This window comes from Clostridium sp. DMHC 10, from assembly GCF_001270375.1.
GTDB classification, from domain to species: Bacteria; Bacillota; Clostridia; order Clostridiales; family Clostridiaceae; genus Clostridium_S; species Clostridium_S guangxiense.
The window spans coordinates 1,540,355-1,559,188 of the sequence record NZ_LGVB01000015.1 but is presented as its reverse complement, the minus strand read 5'-3'; the positions used below and the strand labels follow the sequence as shown (position 1 = coordinate 1,559,188).

Annotated in this window: 18 protein-coding genes, 1 tRNA gene and 2 pseudogenes; 13 read left to right on the top strand and 8 right to left on the bottom strand. The window is 30.7% G+C overall.

Annotated elements, in window-relative coordinates; genetic code table 11:
• Nucleotides 1-22 precede the first annotated feature (22 nt).
• Nucleotides 23-98 (top strand) — tRNA-Trp (locus AGR56_RS09600).
• Nucleotides 99-229: 131 nt separating this feature from the next.
• On the opposite strand, the gene AGR56_RS09595 is transcribed toward AGR56_RS09600, so the two are convergent.
• Nucleotides 230-571, bottom strand: a complete 342-nt coding sequence (locus tag AGR56_RS09595) for a VOC family protein (protein WP_053242075.1) — start codon at nt 569-571, stop codon at nt 230-232.
• A gap of 126 nt (nt 572-697) precedes the next feature.
• Between AGR56_RS09595 and AGR56_RS09590 the strand changes: the two genes are divergently transcribed.
• Nucleotides 698-1,429, top strand: coding sequence for an MBL fold metallo-hydrolase (locus tag AGR56_RS09590; protein WP_053242074.1), 732 nt, complete (start codon nt 698-700; stop codon nt 1,427-1,429).
• Between the two features lie 123 nt (nt 1,430-1,552).
• On the opposite strand, the gene AGR56_RS09585 is transcribed toward AGR56_RS09590, so the two are convergent.
• Together AGR56_RS09585 and AGR56_RS09580 are read right to left on the bottom strand one after the other, a co-directional pair.
• On the bottom strand, nt 1,553-2,041 hold the full coding sequence (locus AGR56_RS09585; RefSeq protein WP_053242073.1) for a DUF6803 family protein: 489 nt from the start codon (nt 2,039-2,041) through the stop codon (nt 1,553-1,555).
• A gap of 102 nt (nt 2,042-2,143) precedes the next feature.
• Nucleotides 2,144-3,622: a GTP-binding protein gene (locus AGR56_RS09580; protein ID WP_053242072.1), complete on the bottom strand. Its 1,479-nt coding sequence runs from the start codon at nt 3,620-3,622 to the stop codon at nt 2,144-2,146.
• 570 nt (nt 3,623-4,192) lie between these two features.
• Here AGR56_RS09580 and AGR56_RS09575 point away from each other — a divergent pair.
• From AGR56_RS09575 to AGR56_RS09560, 4 genes and pseudogenes are all read left to right on the top strand, one after another.
• Complete coding sequence (locus tag AGR56_RS09575) at nt 4,193-4,720, top strand: sigma-70 family RNA polymerase sigma factor (protein ID WP_242851555.1); 528 nt, start codon at nt 4,193-4,195, stop codon at nt 4,718-4,720.
• Nucleotides 4,721-4,736: 16 nt separating this feature from the next.
• A complete protein-coding gene (locus tag AGR56_RS09570) occupies nt 4,737-5,006 on the top strand; it encodes a hypothetical protein (RefSeq protein WP_053242070.1) in 270 nt (89 codons plus the stop codon).
• A complete protein-coding gene (locus tag AGR56_RS09565) occupies nt 4,969-6,741 on the top strand; it encodes a beta-propeller domain-containing protein (RefSeq protein WP_053242069.1) in 1,773 nt (590 codons plus the stop codon). The genes AGR56_RS09570 and AGR56_RS09565 overlap by 38 nt, the downstream gene beginning before the upstream one ends.
• An 88-nt stretch (nt 6,742-6,829) precedes the next feature.
• Nucleotides 6,830-7,413 (top strand): annotated as a pseudogene (locus tag AGR56_RS09560) (DJ-1/PfpI family protein).
• Nucleotides 7,414-7,591: 178 nt separating this feature from the next.
• On the opposite strand, the gene AGR56_RS09555 reads toward AGR56_RS09560, so the two are convergent.
• Both AGR56_RS09555 and AGR56_RS09550 read right to left on the bottom strand, forming a co-directional pair.
• The gene (locus tag AGR56_RS09555) at nt 7,592-8,200 is read right to left on the bottom strand and encodes a GH32 C-terminal domain-containing protein (RefSeq protein WP_053242068.1); all 609 of its coding nucleotides are present in this window, start codon (nt 8,198-8,200) and stop codon (nt 7,592-7,594) included.
• On the bottom strand, nt 8,146-9,399 hold the full coding sequence (locus tag AGR56_RS09550; RefSeq protein WP_053242067.1) for a glycoside hydrolase family 32 protein: 1,254 nt from the start codon (nt 9,397-9,399) through the stop codon (nt 8,146-8,148). Before AGR56_RS09550 ends, AGR56_RS09555 begins: the two co-directional genes overlap by 55 nt.
• A gap of 220 nt (nt 9,400-9,619) precedes the next feature.
• Between AGR56_RS09550 and AGR56_RS09545 the strand changes: the two genes are divergently transcribed.
• From AGR56_RS09545 to AGR56_RS09530, 4 genes and pseudogenes are all read left to right on the top strand, one after another.
• Nucleotides 9,620-9,901: a metalloregulator ArsR/SmtB family transcription factor gene (locus AGR56_RS09545; protein ID WP_053242066.1), complete on the top strand. Its 282-nt coding sequence runs from the start codon at nt 9,620-9,622 to the stop codon at nt 9,899-9,901.
• 196 nt (nt 9,902-10,097) lie between these two features.
• Nucleotides 10,098-12,532, top strand: a pseudogene (locus AGR56_RS09540) (CoA-disulfide reductase).
• Nucleotides 12,533-12,697: 165 nt separating this feature from the next.
• Entirely contained in the window at nt 12,698-13,018 is a 321-nt protein-coding gene (locus tag AGR56_RS09535; RefSeq protein ID WP_053242065.1) for a rhodanese-like domain-containing protein, read from the top strand.
• A 24-nt stretch (nt 13,019-13,042) separates the two neighbouring features.
• Nucleotides 13,043-13,399 (top strand): C-GCAxxG-C-C family (seleno)protein, encoded by a 357-nt coding sequence (locus tag AGR56_RS09530; RefSeq protein WP_053242064.1) that lies wholly within the window; start codon nt 13,043-13,045, stop codon nt 13,397-13,399.
• 183 nt (nt 13,400-13,582) lie between these two features.
• Here the strand turns inward: AGR56_RS09530 and AGR56_RS21745 are convergent, their stop codons facing one another.
• Genes AGR56_RS21745 through AGR56_RS09525 form a run of 3 tightly spaced genes read right to left on the bottom strand, consistent with a single transcriptional unit; the run spans nt 13,583 to nt 16,261 of the window.
• Nucleotides 13,583-13,867 carry a PRD domain-containing protein gene (locus tag AGR56_RS21745; protein WP_278279691.1) on the bottom strand — a complete coding sequence of 95 codons (285 nt, stop codon included), beginning with the start codon at nt 13,865-13,867 and terminating at the stop codon, nt 13,583-13,585.
• Nucleotides 13,868-13,911: 44 nt separating this feature from the next.
• Entirely contained in the window at nt 13,912-14,262 is a 351-nt protein-coding gene (locus AGR56_RS21740; RefSeq protein ID WP_242851389.1) for a hypothetical protein, read from the bottom strand.
• The gene (locus AGR56_RS09525; RefSeq protein WP_242851388.1) at nt 14,207-16,261 is read right to left on the bottom strand and encodes a sigma-54-dependent transcriptional regulator; all 2,055 of its coding nucleotides are present in this window, start codon (nt 16,259-16,261) and stop codon (nt 14,207-14,209) included. The genes AGR56_RS21740 and AGR56_RS09525 overlap by 56 nt, the downstream gene beginning before the upstream one ends.
• Before the next feature lie 249 nt (nt 16,262-16,510).
• Between AGR56_RS09525 and AGR56_RS09520 the strand changes: the two genes are divergently transcribed.
• From AGR56_RS09520 to AGR56_RS09510, 3 genes are all read left to right on the top strand, one after another.
• Nucleotides 16,511-16,834 (top strand): PTS lactose/cellobiose transporter subunit IIA, encoded by a 324-nt coding sequence (locus AGR56_RS09520; protein WP_053242063.1) that lies wholly within the window; start codon nt 16,511-16,513, stop codon nt 16,832-16,834.
• A gap of 12 nt (nt 16,835-16,846) precedes the next feature.
• Nucleotides 16,847-17,155, top strand: coding sequence for a PTS sugar transporter subunit IIB (locus AGR56_RS09515; protein ID WP_053242062.1), 309 nt, complete (start codon nt 16,847-16,849; stop codon nt 17,153-17,155).
• Nucleotides 17,156-17,429: 274 nt separating this feature from the next.
• Nucleotides 17,430-18,812 carry a PTS sugar transporter subunit IIC gene (locus tag AGR56_RS09510; protein ID WP_053242061.1) on the top strand — a complete coding sequence of 461 codons (1,383 nt, stop codon included), beginning with the start codon at nt 17,430-17,432 and terminating at the stop codon, nt 18,810-18,812.
• The last annotated feature ends 22 nt before the right edge of the window (nt 18,813-18,834 follow it).

The following is an 18,834-nucleotide window of genomic DNA, read 5'->3' as shown; positions in this document are numbered from 1 at the left end:
TTACTAAAATATCGATATACGAAGGGGTATAGCTCAATTGGTAGAGTAGCGGTCTCCAAAACCGTTGGTTGTGGGTTCGATTCCTACTGCCCCTGCCAAATTACAAGCTAATAAGGTCATAGATATTTTTTATAAGTATCTTTGGCTTTTTTATTTTATCGTTGACTTTATATTATTTAGGAGAAAAAGCCACTACAGCTTAACTCTGCTTCATAGTGGCTTGTATTTCTTACTTAGTTGGTAAAATTTCTGTCCAGTATCCATCTGGGTCGCTAATAAAGTATATACCCATCTTTTTATTTTCATAGCAAATACATCCCATTTTTTTGTGATATTCAAAAGCTCCATCGAAATCATCAGTTTCCACTGCTAGATGTATTTCATTATCTCCTAAGTTATAAGGTTCTTTTCTATCTCTTAACCAGGTTAGTTCTAATTGATGTGAACTCCCCTCATCCTCTAAATAAACCAAAATAAATTCTCCATTTGGTTCGTTATATCTTCTTGCTTCCTTGAAATTTAAAGCCTCCTTATAAAAAGCAAGACTCTTTTCTAAATCAAATACATTTATGTTATTGTGAACAAAATTTAAATTTCATTTTTGCATCTCCTTCCAATTTATATGTTTATATTATAAAATAAATTATAATAATTTAAAACTATTTATGTGTAAATTATATTTTAGGAGGTAAATCAAATGTATCTTTCTGATATTAAGATTAATTATTTATATAATAGCGGCTTCGTCGTTGAAACCAAAAATCATCTTTTAGTATTTGATTACTATCTTGATACTAAAAAAGAATGCAAAAGAAACATAGAAAATGGATTTTTAGGATCTAAAGAACTAACTACGGCTAAAACCATACTTGTGTTTTGTTCTCATAGTCATCCAGATCACTTTAATTCCGTTATTTTTAGCTGGGAAGATTTTAATAGTAACATCAGCTATATTTTAAGCAGCGATATAAAAGAAAAAAAATCCAACAATATACATTATATGTCACCTTATAACACTCTAAAATTAGGCAACACACATATAGAAACCTTTGGCTCCACGGATTTAGGTGTTTCCTTCCTAGTAAATGTAGACGGAATATCCATTTTTCATGCTGGTGATTTAAATTGGTGGGATTGGTTTGACGAATCTAATGAATACAATTTAAACATGGAAAAAGATTTTAAAAGTGAAATTTCTAAAATCAAGTTAAACAACATAGATGTGGCATTTTTTCCTATAGACCCAAGGCTAAAACAAAGTTATTATCTTGGAGGAGAATATTTTATAAAAGAAACTAAACCTAAAATGTTTATACCTATGCATTTTGGTGACAACTACGAAGTTACAAATAAATTTGCTGATAAATTTAAAACTCTAGACTGCAAAATATCTACCATACATGAAAGAGGAGAACAATTGTATTTTTAACAAACCCACCTTAAATACAAAAATAATCCATTTAACTTCAAGAAATTAAATGGATTATTTTTTATATTATAATCATTGCACTTTTAATAACAAATAAGTTAATGTGTTTATACTCAATTTTATCTACATTTTTGGCATTGATGACATATGATTAACAATCTCCGGATTCACCATGCCAAAAATCATAGCAATATGAGCAACAACTAAGAATCCACCTACAAGAATAAAATGAATTTTCATCTTTTCATCAAAGCTCTTATATTTAAATATTATGCCAAGTTCCATTAAGGTAATTGGAAGAAGAAAAACAACACCACTTAAGTAAAATCCTACTGCAGTTGCATCAACCCAAGTATGCCATCCTCCTGTAGTAGTAAGAGGTATAACCGCATTGAATAATAGATAGATAAATATACCAGTAAAATATATTCCATCAAAAATACCAACGCATTTGTTTAAGTTTCTTACACCTCCACTTTTTGTTCTATTAAATATAATAAAGAATTCTGTTATTGTAAGTGTTTCGGCACATATTACTGGAATCGCCATAAATATAATCAAATTCCATGGTTGATTATCTGCTAATAGCGACATATAATGTGTCATGTTCATAATTATTTATCCTCCTCTAAATTTTTATTTTAGCTTTTGTTCAAGACTATCATTTTTATATGAAGATTTTATGAAGAGGATACACTTTATTTAACTTTTTCATTACACTATAAATTTTAAAATATCTTCGCTTTTGTTTTCTAAATCATCTGTTTCTCCATTTACAAAAATAGAAACAACTGCATAGTCTGATTTTTCATAACTTAAGTTCTTCTTGTTGCTATCATCTACAAACACTTCTATATATTTGGATTCCCCAATACTGTTTTTAATGCTTTCTCTATATTGTTTTAATTCACTTGTAGAAGCTGCTACAACTGTTATTCCATTGGCTACAAGCACGCTGAGTATATTTTTAAGCATATCTGCTTTTTGACCGTAATCATTGATACTTACAGTTAAGCTATTTGCATTTAAGTAATAAGCCTTTTCACCTGAATCAAATAGCCGTTTTTCTAACCTGGCTGCAATTTCAGAATTAGCTTTACCATTAAGCCCAGTGATCCAAATCACTTTTCCATTCTTTCCAAATTTATTTTCTCTTTCTTGTAAATCTATAAGACTTTCTGTTTCTGAATTATTGTCTAACACCTCTTCTGCTTTTCCAAGTATGATTCCTCCGCCAGTAGTATTATACTCATCTATAATTACAAATCTACCCATAGCTTCATTTTTGTTAAACTTATCAAAACTTAATGTAGTTTTTGACTTTATTACAACCTCTGCCACATCATTTTTGTTTATATATTCAGCATCAGCTATATGCTCTAAGGTTACTGCATCTATTACATTTTTTATCTTTGCAATTTCTATTTCAGCTTCCTCTGTTGCAATTTTAATTTTATATTTTTTACCCTTTTTCAAAGGCTCCTTGCCAAGCCAAAATACATTTGCATCAAAGGCATTTGAAGTTATAACTCTATCTTCCTTATGGCAAATTATCTCTCCTCTTTTATTATAAAATTCATCTTCTACAGTAATTCCAACAGACATTCCAGCATAAACTTCATCTTTCTTATCTTTGTTCTGCCAAGCCTCAATAGATTTAACTTTGGTATGCTTACCTGATGGATAAAAAACTATTTCATCTCCAACCTTTAAAACTCCGGATTCTATTCTTCCAGCTATAATTCTTCTATCATCAAATTTATATATATCCTGAATTGGAAATCTTAAAGGCTTATTTTCAATTCCTTTTTCCTTTTCAATTTTATCCATACTTTTAAGTATATTATCACCATGATACCACGGCATCTTATCTGATTTTGAGGCTACATTTTCACCTAAAAAAGCAGATATTGGAATGTACTCTATAGGATGTATATTAAGATTTCCTAAAAATTGATTAAATTGATCAACTATTTCTTCATATCTGGCTTCAGAGTAATCTACTAAATCCATTTTATTTACAGCAACATAAACCTTTTTTATTCCTAAAAGAGATAAAATATATCCATGTCTTTTTGACTGCTCTTGTATTCCTTCCTTAGCATCAACAACTAAAATTGCTGCTTCTGCGCTAGCTGCACCTGATATCATATTTTTTAAAAACTCTTTATGCCCAGGAGCATCAATTATCACATAATCTCTTTTTTTAGTAAAAATTGAATCATGGTTATATCTATTGTTATTCCCTGTCTCTGCTCTTCTTCAAAGCATCAAAGAAGAAATGCGTACTCGAAATTTTTATCCCTAGTATTGGATATATAACTCCTCAACAATGTGAGGAGCTATCAAGAAAAATTGCATAAAAAGTTCGACTTTTTTGTGTCTAAAATATTGACATCGATCCATTCAATAACTCACTAATCGTTCAAACAAATCGAAATCTCTAAAGCTTTTAACAATTTGCCACTAAGATTTATAAAATTTTATTTAAACTATTCCTTCAATGATGTTCCTTCGCAGAGCTAAAAAGCAAGGAAAATTTTTCTCCGTTTCTCTACGAAAAATGCACTGTAAACATGGTTAGGCAATAGAATTTAATAGCTATATCATATTGAGGTTTAGATTTATAGAATTTTTTTAATGTGACGAAGCATTGTTACTTCGCAATATTTTCAGATTATAATTAAATTAATGTTATTTCTTGTTTATTTGAAACTAAAATGTGCGTATCTTAGTCTAATGTTTAGAAAGAATTTAAAGGAAGTGAAAGTTTTGGAGCAGGAAGAGATTATTACTCTTGCAAAGTGGGGGGATAAGGAAGCCTTCGCAAAGCTTATGTATGAAAGAAAGGATGTACTTTACAAAACAGCCTACATATACGTAAAAAACAAAGAAGATGCACTTGATATAGTAAGTGAAACTGTATATAGGGCCTATAGTTCAATTAAAAAGCTAAAAAATCCAGAGTTTTTTAATACTTATGTTACAAGAATACTCATCAATTGCGCTGTTGATATGCTGAAAAAGAAGAAAGTATTTGTAAATGACAATGAAATTGTACTTTTGAGTAAAACATCAAAAGATGAAAATATTGAAGAAAATATAGATTTATATAGAGCTGTAGATTTACTAAATGACAAATATAGAACAGTTATAGTACTTAAATATTTTAGGGACATGAGCTTTGAGGATATTTCCCGGGTTATGAAATGTCCTATTGGTACTGTGAAAACTTATTTACACAGAGCATTGAAGACACTTAGAATAAATATGGCTTGTCCAGAAGAGTAGAGGAGGAAAGAATATTTTGGATGATTTAGATAAGATAAAAAAATTTAAGGATGATATAGACAATATAGAAGTTCCAGCTGAAATAGATTTTTCTATAGAAAAAGGATTAAAAAAGAAAGAGAAGAAAGATAAAACGAGGAGCCTAAGCCTTTATTTTGTAGCAGCCGCAGCTCTTATAATTATAGTGCTTAGAATTCCCTTTTTGCAAACTCGCATAGGAAGTTTTTTATTTTCAAAAAACAACAAAGGTGGATTCAAGAGGTATTGCAGCTGTAGGTTCATATAAGAATTTGAAAAGTATACTAGAAAATTATAAAGGTAATATATCGCCTAAGCTTTCAATAGATTATTCTAAAAAGAATGGCTCAGTAAGCTCCACCAGTAATGCTTTGAAAAATTCTGCTAATGATAAAACTTCTCAAAGTATAAGTCATTCATCCACAAATGTACAGGTAAATGGAGTTGATGAGCCTGATTTAGTTAAGAATGATGGTAAATACATTTATACTTTAAATAGCAAAGAAAATAAAATTAGCATAGTAAATGCTTATCCAGCTCAAACTATGAAATTGGAATCAAGTATATCCATAGATAGCAATTTTCATGCTAGTAATATGTTCTTAAAAGGTGATTTCTTAGTAGTATTTGGCGGATACTATAAGAATTCGTATAGCGATGATGATAATATAAAAGATAATTGGTATTCATGGGAAAATTCTAAGATACTAGTGTATGACATAAGCAATAAATCAAAACCAAAGCTTGTCAAAAGTTTAATAGTGAGTGGAAGCTACAAAGATTCAAGACTTATAGGAGATAAAGTTTATGTAATATCAAACCAAAATATAAATATAGATTTTAAAAATGCAAGTAAGGAAGAGAGTGCTCCTTTTTATATAGATAGCAGTTTAAAAGGGAAAGTTAAAGAGGTGGATTATAAAGATATAGTATATAATCCTAAAGACATATATCCAAACTATGTAAACATTTCAAGTATAGATCTCTCAAATATAAATACTGAGGCTAAAGTTACATCGGTATTGGGAAATGGGGAAGACATATACTGTAATGGCGGAAATGTGTATATTGCCTCTCAAAGTGGTAGCAGCAAAACTACAGTATATAAATTTCAACTTTTAAAAGGCAAAGCAGAATTACAAACTAAGACTGAAGTTGATGGAAATATATTAAATCAATTTTCTATGGATGAGTATAATGGTTATTTGAGAGTAGCGACAACAAAAGATGAAAGTGATTTTATAAATAATAATATGTCCAGTGCCATATATATTTTTGATAAAAATCTTAAATTAGTTTCTCAAATTTCTGATATAGCTAAAGGGGAAAGAATATATAGTACGAGATTTATGGGTGATAGGGCATACATGGTTACTTTTAAGCAGACTGATCCTCTTTTCGCAATAGATTTGTCAGATCCAAACAAACCGAAGATTACAGGAAAGCTTGAAATGCCTGGATTTAGTACCTATTTGCAGCCCTATGATGGAAATCATATTATAGGCTTTGGTAGAAATTCAACAGATGTTTCAGAAGGTGGAGTTGTAATGGCGAAACCGGGTGGTATGAAATTTGCCATGTTCGATGTAACTGATATATCCAATCCAAAACAAATGTATAATGTAAATTTAGATGATACATTTAATCAAAAAAATTTGCCGAATATAAAATCTCCTGTAACGCCATCTTATGATGTTAAAGATAGTTTTACTGAATCAGATGTTTTATATGATCATAAGGCATTACTATTTGATAAAGATAAAGGAATTATGGCATTTCCAGTTTTTGTTAATGATGGGCAAAATTTAAGGTATTATATTTATGTATACAAGGTTGACTTGAAGAATGGTTTCAAGCTTGTGTACAAAGCTGAAGCGGATGAAAATTCAGGCACAACCTGTAGAGCGATTTATATAGGAAATACCTTGTACAGTATATTTGATTCTAAAATAGCTGCAGTTGATATGAATTCCTTTAAAAATATAGGTGAACTTAATTTTTAGATAGTGGTATAATAAAATAAAATTAGAGTACAGAGGACACTGTACTCTGTCAATTGTACTTTGTCCTCTGTATTAAAGGGGTGCTATTATGGACATAAATGTTTTATTATTTTCTGATTTTGAAACACTAGATGCATTTGGACCGGTAGAAGTACTTGGACGCCTTGAAGAATATAAACTACGTTATTTTCCATAGATGGTGGAACTATTATAAGTAGACAAGGTACAAAAGTTATAACTGAAAAATTAGAGAACGCTGATTTTGAGGGGGTATTATTAGTTCCAGGTGGACAAGGCACACGGCCTTTGGTTAATGATAATGTTTTTATAGAGAAACTTAAGGAAATTGCAGTTAAATCAACATATTGTCTAACTGTATGTACTGGTTCTGCTCTGCTTGCTAAAACGAATTTATTGAATGCTAAGAAAGCAACTTCAAATAAGAGAGCTTTTGAGTGGGTGAAGTCTGTAAACACTGATGTTAACTGGCAGCTATGTGCTAGATGGGTAGCTGACGGTAAATTTTATACTTCTTCTGGTGTATCCGCTGGAATAGATATGGCTTTAGGATTTGCAGCTGATAGGTTTGGAGTAGAAAAAGCAAAAAATATTGCACATGCAATTGAATATGTTTGGAATTCAGATAAGGACAATGATTTGTTTGCTAATTAATAAAGCATTTCTTAACTTTTTGCTGTGGAAAAAACTTCACCTTTGACAAGAAAAGTTATGTGAAATCCTTAACTTTTAACATAAGTGAAAAGTTAAGGATTCTAATTTTTGTAAAAATTTTATGAATAAAATCATTTCACCTTCAGCATTTAAATATAATTCAGGTAGGGCAACGATTCTATTTTTGATTGCTATTCCAAATACTCGTTATACTTTGAATTCTGGCATTACTAATGTTAACGTTTCCTTTATTCGAAAAAATAGATATATTATTTGTATCTATACCATTATTATTAGCTATTGAATTAGGATATATAGACTGAGTAATCGTTTTTTTGCCATCATTTATATACAATTCAATAGATGATACATCCACATAAGCTGTTAATTTTATATGATTATCAGTTGCATTTATTGGAGCATACATAAGGTACCTGTCAGAAGTTAATCTTGGATCTCCTTCTTTACTAAGGTCAATATATACAATACCTTTAGATGTATCATATCCAACAGTAACCTTTTTGCTTCCGTCTGAGCTTTCACGCAAATTAAAGCCAAAATTATCTGGTTTTTTATCATTGTTCCAACTAAATTCAGAGCTTATAGTATAAGTTGTTCCTTTGAAATTTTCTACATTTTCTGTTGAGTTTATAATTTGATTTTTAATCTTAACTGTTTTTTTAAACAGGGAAGAAATCTGATGAACAGGCTTTTGTGCCAGTGAATAATCATCTAACCTGTTCTCACAAGGGTTAACTCTCTTGGAAGTGTCATAGAATTTTTCCATGGACTTGTAGGAAAGGTATCCCTATCATTTGTATAATTCCAATTAGCCATCCAACTTAACATTATATTTCTGTTATTAGGAATATTAGAAAATGTTTGACCTGCATAGAAGTCTTCTCCATAATCTGTGTATTTAGGATTTGACATAGTAGAAGCATTTTCAGTGATAAAATTCTTACCATCAAAATTTCCAACATAATATTCCATACCTGAACCCTTTGCTGGAGTTCCTTGTTGAATGCTCACAGAAAGAATCCATTTTGTTGTATTAGTTCCTGAAACTTTAATAGGAAAAAGTTCAGGACATTCCCAAACACCGTTATTAACGTCATGAACCCTATTAATATCAGAAACATGGGTCCAGTCTTTTAAGTTTTTTGAAGTAAATAGAGTAATTCTTTGCCCTGTAGTAGTAGCCATTACCCATTCTTTAGTAGAAGCATCCCAAGTTACTTTAGGATCCCTGAAATTCTGGGAATCATATCCCTGTCCACTTAGGGCAGTTATAGGAATTACAGGTTTAGCAAGCTTAGTCCATGTTTTACCGTCATTCAGGCTGTATGCAAGGCACTGCTCCTGAACTTCTCTTAATCCTAAAAATTTACCTAAAGAATCAGATGTTGTATCATCTTTATCTCTTACTGCTAAAAAATAATCTGAAGTGTAAATTGCTATCATTGCATTTTTACCAAAGCCAGCTGTATTATTTTTATCTACAATGGTTGAACCGCTGAAAATTGCTTTAGTATTGTTTGGAGTTTGTCCTGGATTAGTATGAGGAGCGCCTATGTAATTATAGGCCTTTGGATCATTCTTACCTTGGAACATAAAATTCTCCCAAGGTTGATTTGTAGATTCAGGAATGGCAATTCCTTTTTCTGTCCAATGTATAAGATCTTTACTTGTCGCTTGCCCCCAACTCATATTTCCCCAAAATAATTGACTTGGATCTTCATTAGCCTGATAGAACATATGATAAACCCCGTTTTTATAAACTAAACCATTAGGATCATTCATCCATCCTAAAGATCTTGAAAAATGATATTGATTTCTAAAAGATTCATTATACATTTCTTGACTAGAAGATACATTAGAAGCAGTTAAAGTATTTGCATACGCTTTACTATTATTGTTACCAGTAAACATGTTAATAGTTGATATTAGTGACAGTGCAACTAAAGATGAAATTAATCTTTTCATAAAGTTACCTCCCATTTTTTACATCAACACAATAATAACATTTTCTGACAACGATTACAATAATAAATAAGAATTAAATTGAATATTAGATCTAATAACAGCATTCGTGCCACAAAGTGCAAAGTAGCAAATGATTTTGCTATAACATAAAATTTACTTGACATATATATTTATATATCGTAATATATAAATATATTAATAAATGAAGAGGTAAAAACTTATGGAAAAAGATTATTCAAAATATAATAATGCAGCTGAACTTTTAAAAGTTCTTGCACATCCTGTTAGGCTTTGTATAGTTGCAGGACTTTTACAAAATGGTGAATGTAATGTTATGCATATGACAGATTGCCTTAATTGCCCTCAGTCTACCATTTCTCAGCATCTCCAAAAGTTAAGAACAGCAGGAATTATTGAAGGAACTAGAAATGGAACAGAAATTATATATAGAGTTTGCAATGAAAAAGTTGAAAAATTAATGAGAGTTCTTTGTAACGATTAATTGATTGAGTTTATATTTATTACACAAAAGTGCACTTTATTTGTTAGCCGTTGAATGGAAACTTTAAAGATGTGCTTAAAATATATATTTGTATATCTTAATATATAAATATTTAAATATTAGATGCGGATTTTTATAAGAGAATTGATGAACTATAAATATATTTATGAAAATGTTAATTAAAGAAAGGAGTTAAATTATGAAAAAGGTTTTGATAGTTGGTGGAGTTGCAGGAGGAGCGTCTGCAGCGGCTAGACTTAGAAGATTAGACGAAACAGCAGAAATTATAATGTTTGAAAAAGACGAATATATATCCTTTGCAAATTGTGGTCTTCCTTATCATATAGGTGAAACTATAAAGGAAAGAGAAAAATTAATTGTTCAAACGCCAGAGAGCATGAAAAATAGATTTAATATAGATGTTAGAAATAACAGCGAAGTACTTGAAGTTGATACAAAAAATAAAAAAGTTAAGGTTAAAAGTAAAGATAAAGGAACATATGAGGAAAATTATGATTATCTTATTTTATCACCAGGTGCAAGGGCATTAAGACCACATATCGAGGGAATTGAGAGCAATAAAATAATGACACTTAGAAATATTCCAGATATGGATAAGATAAAAGATAAAGTTGACAGTAAGAAAATAAAAAATGCTGTAGTTATTGGCGGAGGCTTTGTAGGAGTTGAAGTTGCAGAAAACTTAAAGGAAAGAGGAATTAATGTAACTCTTGTTGAAGCAGCACCTCATATTTTAGCTCCTTTTGATACAGACATGGTTGTAATGGCAGAAAAAGAATTAAATGAAAATGGAGTGAATTTAATTTTAGGTGATGGAGTAAAGTCCTTTAAGGATAGTGAAAATTATGTTGAGATAACGCTTGGAAGTGGAAAAAGTGTAAAGACAGAACTTGTTGTTTTAGCAATTGGAGTAGCACCAGAAACTTCATTCCTTAAAGGTTCTGGAATTGAATTTGGTCCTAAAGGTCACATAATTGTAAATGATAAGATGGAAACTAATATAGAAAACGTATTTGCAGTTGGTGATGCTGTAGAGGTAGTGGATTTTGTAAACGGTCAGAAAACAGCAGTTCCTCTTGCTGGTCCTGCAAATAAACAGGGAAGAATAGCAGCAGATAATGTTTGCAATTTAAATTCATCCTTTAAAGGGTCACAGGGAACAGCAGTTATAAAGATATTTGGACTTACAGCTGCAAGCACTGGAAACAATGAAAGAGCTTTAAAAAGACTTAATATACCGTATAAAACTGTTGTAGTTCATCCAGCATCTCATGCATCGTATTATCCTGGAAGTTCGCCTCTTTCATTAAAATTAATATTTGATGAAAAGGGAAAAATACTTGGAGCTCAGGCAGTAGGTTATGGTGGTGTTGAGAAAAGAATAGATGTAATAGCAACTGCGATAAGGTTTAAAGGCAGCATCTATGATTTAGTTGAACTTGAACTTTCATATGCGCTCCATATTCTTCTGCAAAGGATCCAGTAAATATGGTAGGTTTTGCAGCAGAAAATATCTTGACTGGAAAGGCAGAGGTTGTAACTGCAGCTGAATTTTTAAGCTATGACAAAGAAAACTCTATTATTGTAGATGTTAGAACAGAACTTGAGTTTAGTAATGGGCATGTAGATGGAGCTGTAAATATTCCTGTAGATGATTTGAGACAAAGGTTAAATGAACTTGATAAGCGTAAAGAAGTAATAGTTTATTGTCAGGTTGGACTTAGAGGGTATGTTGCCGGGAGAATTTTAATGCAAAATGGATTTAAAGTGAAGAATGTCACTGGAGGTTACAAATCCATATCAGCACTTAATTTTAAACCTTTAAATAAAAATAATGATGATAGAAGTATTGAAAAAGAAGCGGCGTTAGATTCAGAAGAGTATAATAAAGTACTTGATGCTTGTGGGTTATGTTGTCCAGGACCTCTCATGAGCGTAAAAGAAAATATAGATAGGTTACAAGAGGGTGAAATTTTAAAGGTTAATGCATCAGATCCTGGATTTTATGAAGATATAAAAGCATGGTGTAAAAGGACGGGAAATAAGCTTTTGAGACTTGACAAAAATAAGGCAATTATTACTGCTGTTATACAGAAAGCTTCTGAGGTTCTTGCACTTAAAAATCAAGCTGCGGTAGTTAAAGATAATAAAACAATGGTGGTATTTAGTGGTGATCTTGATAAAGCTATAGCTTCTTTTATAATAGCCAATGGAGCAGCTTCAATGGGTAAAAAAGTGACAATGTTTTTTACGTTCTGGGGTCTTAATATCTTAAGAAGACCAGAAAAAATTAATGTGAAAAAAGGTTTCATGGATAAAATGTTTGGAATTATGATGCCTAGAGGAAGTAGAAAACTTAAACTTTCTAAAATGAATATGATGGGCATTGGACCTAAGATGATTAGGAAAGTCATGCAGGATAAAAATATAACATCTCTTGAGGATTTGATTAAAGCTGGAATTAAAAATGGAATTGAGATAGTTGCTTGTCAAATGTCAATGGATGTTATGGGAATAAAAAAGGAAGAATTGATTGACGGAGTTAAAATAGGAGGGGTCGGCTATTACCTTGGAGAGGCAGAAGATTCAAATGTAAACTTGTTTATATAGGTTTCATGAAAATTTTAAAAGCTGATTATTAGAGAATTACAAGTGATTTATAAAAATTAAGAGTAGAGAGCACAGAGTAGATTGAAGGATGATTTCTCTTCCTTCAATTCAATCAAAACTATTTACTCTCTACTCTATTAAAAGATTAACAAAGGAGGATTAAACATGTTTTCATTTTTAAATAAGAATAAGTTTAAATCAATAGACATAAGTGAATTAGAGAATTTACGAGGAAAAATAACATTGATAGATGTCAGAAATCCAGAGGAATATAGAGAAGGACATGTCCCTGGGGCAAAAAACGCTCCAATGAATTTTGTGCTTCAAAGTCCAGAAAAATATCTTAACAAGTCAAAAGAGTATTATATAATATGCCAATCTGGTATGAGAAGTGCAAAAACTTGTGGCAAATTATCAGACATGGGTTTTAATGTAGTGAATGTTAAAGGTGGAACTAGTTCTTATAATGGTAATTTACAAAAATAAAGTATGAAATGGGGGTTTTAGCAAATGAATAAGCCATCTGAATATCATAAAAAAGGTTATACTTGTGGAGAAGCTATAATAAAGGCTTTTAATGATGAACATAATACAGATATTCCTGTTAAGCTTGGAAGTTCAATGGGAACAGGATTTACAACTGGAAGCTTATGCGGTGCGGTTGGAGGAGCGGCCGTTATAATAGGATATCTTAAAGGAAGGGAAAGCGAAACAGAATCAAATGAAGCTAGGAAGTATACAAAGGAATTAATGGATAGTGTTAATTTAAGATACGGAACTCAAATATGTAAAGAGCTTAAAAAGAATAAGATAAGCTGTGCAGATATAATAGAGTATACTTATGATGAGTTAAACAGAATAATTTAAAAGAGGGCTGTCGCATTAAATTTATTTTTAATTGTAATTCATAAATATTGCGAAGCAACTATAGTGAAAGATTTTAACTTGCTCTGCTAGTTAAAAATCTTTCACTCAAATTAGTTTGCGATATTTATAAATTATTATTGAATTGATTTTTAGTGCGACAGCCTCTTCTTAGTCTCAAGTTTTTTATGTTAAATTCTTTTGCTTTGCGGATTCAAGAAAGAAGTCTGCTATATAGCAAAGTTCACTTTTAGATATCTTAATATAATATTTATTATATAAAAAAAGATAGTTTTCTTTTATAATATTGTACAAGTTAAGGTTATTCTCTATAAATTCGTTTTTATCAGGGAATTCAACTGCTTCTTGTCCTTTTTTTAGCCTGCTTATCGAGAAAGCTGTATGGAGTATAAGACCTATAAGTGAATCATCATCCAGCTTGAATTTAAGTTTATTTTCTACGGCGTTAATGAATTGAGTTATGTCTGTGTAAAGTTCACTTCCATCTATATTGTCTATATTTTCCTTAAGATAGATGACATTTTTTGAACTACAGACTTTGTATCTACTAATTGCTGCAATTCATCCATTACCTTCATGCATAGGACATCATGCATATTATATTGTTTTATATCTAAATCTATTGGAAAGGTGGATACTAAAAATAAAATTTCTCTATCCTTTTGAAGTTCAAGAAGCTGATTTTTAAAATGGATTTTATCTAAACAGTTTAAAGATATTATTTCAAACAAATCTTTATCATATGTAAGTTTAGAGTTTAAAAAGTTTTTTATTGCAAGAGAGCCTCCTTCACCGGTTAAGCAAGATGTTATTATGACGTTTTTTTTTATTTTTGCTATCAGCATAGCTGGATTGAGCTTTTATATGCTGATATGAATTAACGGATAGTATATCGTTGTAAATTTCATCTATAGAAAGCCCTAATAGAGATTTTCTTGCTGCTTCTATTGCATGAAGAGTTGAAGCGAGTGGATAAACCTTTACAGGAATTTTGAATTCGCTTTCTATTATTTCACCAAAGGTAGTTAAAGAACCCATATCAACTAGAAGAATATATCCACTGGTAGTAAAGTTATTTCTAACTGTAACCCTTAATTTTTCAAGCACCACAGAAGGTTTTACATCTAAAGGACAATCTATGCCTATTACAGAATTTTGTTCTAGAAGATCATTTGCTACTTCAGCTATAGAGGTTCCAGTAGACTTTCCATGAGCGATAATTATGATATTTACTCTATCTTTGATTTCTTTTGATATTTTATCATCGTTTACAAGAAATAGCGTTAAATAACCTGCTTCGTCATCTGGAATTAAATGATGTACATATTCTTCAATTTGTTTCTTTATACTTAAGGCTATATTGTATTCTTCTGGATATAAATTTTTTATCTTTTTAAGTTCAGGGTTTATTATATTTTTGTCATTGTGTATTCTTGCTATAAGTGTATTTATATGTAGTGCTAAGGCTGTATAAATGTTGTTACTTATATTTTTCTTTAATGAAGTTACAATTTGATAAACTACTTTATCAATAAAATTTAGACTATCTTCACCTATTATGTTAAGAAGATTTTCTCTATTGACTTCTTCAGAAACTCTGCTTATATATTTACTGAAATATTTGGTTATATCTTTTTCTAGTATGTTTTCGATATCTATGTTTGAAATTCCCTTGTACTTTAATTTTTCAAGTTTTTGTTCGATAAATTCGTATATGGTGTTGCTAGTTTTATCGGTAGATTCTTCTGTATTTTCGCCTTTGCTGGAGAATTTAAAGAATTCAATTTCATCTCCCATAAGTTTATTCCATAGAATTCTGTGCTCTTTTTCTCTATAAAGACCTTCTTTTATGTATAGGGGAAGGCTTGAACTAGTTATTCTTACACCTGATTTTGTATTTGTAAGAAATTCTGAATAAGCTCTTGCGCAAAGAAGTTGAACATCACTTTTTAATTGACCAACATTATTAGGGCAATCATATGATAAAAGGGCTCTCATAGTGTTTAGAGATACAGCGATGTCTCTGTTTAGTTTTTTACTTTCGTTTTTGAAAAAGGTTTTTATTAGGTAAAGTCTCTCTTCAAGTGTTCTTTCACTAAGAGAAGGAATCGTAATAAGCATAGGAATTCTTCTAGTAAAGGTCTTTAAAAGAGATGAATTTGGATTTTCAGTTGTAGCAGATATTATAAGGACATTGGACTTTCTTATTTCATCATCCCCCATTCTTCTAAAAATTCCCTTATCTAAAAATGTAAAAAGAGCTTCTTGACCTTCGGGTGGAAGTCTATGAACTTCATCAAGAAACAAGATTCCTCCATTTGCTTTTTCTATAAGACCTGTTTTGTCCAAATCTGCACCAGTGTAAGCTCCCTTCTTCACTCCAAAAAGCTGAGAGGTTAAAAGTTGAGGATTATTTGTATAATCTGCACAGTTAAACTCTATAAATGGAGATTTTTTGTCTTTTATACCCATTTCAATAGCATATTCATGCATTAATGAGGCAAACATTGATTTGCCTACGCCTGTAGCTCCAAGAATTAAACAGTTCATACCATTTGGAGGGTAAAGAATAGCCGCCTTTAATTGTTCAACAGCTTGTTTTAGACTTATATTGTTTGTTACAAGCGTATCTAGTTTTGATTTATTTGAATTAGTCTTTGAAACATAAAACAAAACAGGTCGTCCGGGTATTTTGAAAACCTTTCCATCTTTGCATAAGTCATTTAACTCATGACTTACATTTGCCCTAGTCATATTTAATATGGAAGCAAGGCTTTGAGCATCAATGCCCTTGCTGTTTGGTAAATCCAGCAGTTTATTATAGATATATTCCTTTTTATTCATGTTTTCACTCCTAATTTAATATAATAACAGCTTAATTATAAGTTAATAGTTTAAATAATTCAACTATAAAAATCAGATGTGTTTAAACACTTTTTTAAACTAATCAATACACTTGAAAAAAAATTAAACACATTAACCTTTTTTTTAGGTAATGTAGAAAAATAATTGGTATAATCACTATATTAGTGTTTGGCACAGTATTTGCTATAATTAATAGTGACACGTTGTAAATATAAAGGAGGCTAAAATATGGATATAGAACAAATAGTGATGAGTATAATAATATATTCAGGTGATGCTAAAAGTTATTTATATCAAGCACTTAATTGTGCTAAGGAAGGAAAATATGATGAAATAGATTCTTTAATTGAGAAGGCAAATGTTGCCATTGGAAAGGCACATGATGTTCAAACGAGTTTATTACAACAAGAAGCTGATGGACAACCCTTAAAGGTTTCAATATTATTTGTACATTCCCAAGATCATCTTATGACAACAATATCTGAAAGAAATATGATTTTGGAAATGATTGAAATGAGAAAACTTATTAATAAATTATCAAATAAAAATTAAGGAGGAATTATTATGACTAAAATTTTATTATTTTGTAATGCAGGTATGTCAACAAGTATGCTTGTTTCAAAAATGAGAAAGGCAGCTAAGGAAAAGAATATTGAGGTTGAAATAAATGCTTTTCCTGAGGCACAGATGGAAAGTCATTTAGAAGGAGCAGATGCTGTTCTACTTGGACCTCAAATTAAGTATGTACTTCCAAAGGCAACAGCATTGTGTGGTAAAAAAGGAATTCCAGTAGAAGTAATAAGTTCTGTAGATTATGGAATGCTTAATGGTGCTAAGGTACTTGAACATGCATTAAAGATGGCAGGAAAATAATTATACATGAGATTATCTTAGACTATTAAGGAAAGAGTGGATGGCTATCAAAAAAGCTATAGGTGTCTTTGTAAAGTACAAAGGCAATTAACTGAAAATGTAATAGAATAAGATAACTTTAAATAATACTATACATGATTTATTGTAATCGATTTATTAAATGATATGTATCTATGCTGATGATAAAAAGTAACTAACAAGATAATAAAATATCTAATTTTATTATAAATTAAATATTTTTAATTAAATAATTTAAATTAAGGGGGACAATTAAATGAAAGTAGAAAGTATTCAAGAAAAAGTACTTCCTAAAATAATGAAATTTGCTAATTCAAAAATAATTATAGCAATCAAAGACGGAATTATAACCACAATGCCTTTGACGCTCATAGGTTCAATATTTTTATTAATAGCAAATTTCCCATTTCCAAGCCAAGCTGGATGGAATGCTATTATGACAGGAGCATTTGGTGCAAATTGGGCTGAACCACTTAACCAGGTTTCAGGATGCACATTTGACATAATGGCTTTAGTAGCTGTATTTGGAATAGCTTCACAGTATGCAAAGAATGAGGGATGTGACTCTATTTCAGCAGGAATATTAGGATTAGTATCGTTTTTAATCATAACACCTTCATATGTACCTTTTAAAGGTGGAGATAAATTTGGAGGAGTTGCACTTAAAACAGCAGATAAAGTTGGAGGTATTATACCTAAAGGATGGACTGGCGGTAAAGGAATGATTACTGCAATACTTGTTGGATTAATTGCAGGATATGTATATTCTTGGTTTATTAAGAGAGACATAAGAATTAAATTACCAGAAGGAGTACCAGAAGGAGTTGTTAATGCATTTGCATCATTAATTCCAGGAGCTGTTCTTATAACTGGTTCAATGCTTGTTTATATAGCATTAAAAGTTGCTACAGGTGGAACATTTGTTGAATGGATATATAAAGTACTACAAATTCCACTTCAAGGAATAACAGATTCATTAGGTGGAGCTATGGCAATACCATTTGCAGTATCTTTCTTATGGTGGTTTGGAATACACGGTTCAAATCTTGTTGGTGGAGTTATGAGCTCAATACTTCAAGCCAATGGACTTGCCAATCAAGATGTAGTAAAAACAGGAGCTAAGTTAATAGCTTCAGGTGCAGGAAAAAATGCTCATATAGTAACACAGCAGTTTATGGATCAGTATATCACTTTTGGTGGTGCTGGCATGACATTAGGCTTGGTTATAGCTATGCTGTTCTTTGCTAAATCACAACGTTTAAAAACTTTATCAAAACTTTCAATAGTACCAGGTATGTTTAATATAAATGAACCTATATTGTTTGGTTTTACAATCGTATTAAATCCATTTATGGCAATACCATTTGTTTTAGTTCCATTATTTTCAGGTATAATTACTTATTTTGCAATATATTCAGGATTAGTTCCATGTTTTACGGCAGTACAAGTTCCATGGACTACACCACCTATAATATCTGGATTTATAGTAGCTGGATGGAGAGGCGCAGCTTTACAGATATTGCTAATTCTTATGGCAGCAGTAGTGTACTTACCATTTTTCAAATCACAGGATGCTCAATATGTTAAAGAAGAATTAAGCAGTGCAAGCATAGAAAATGGTGTAAATGTAGAAAAATAAAAATTACATTAAAATATAATTT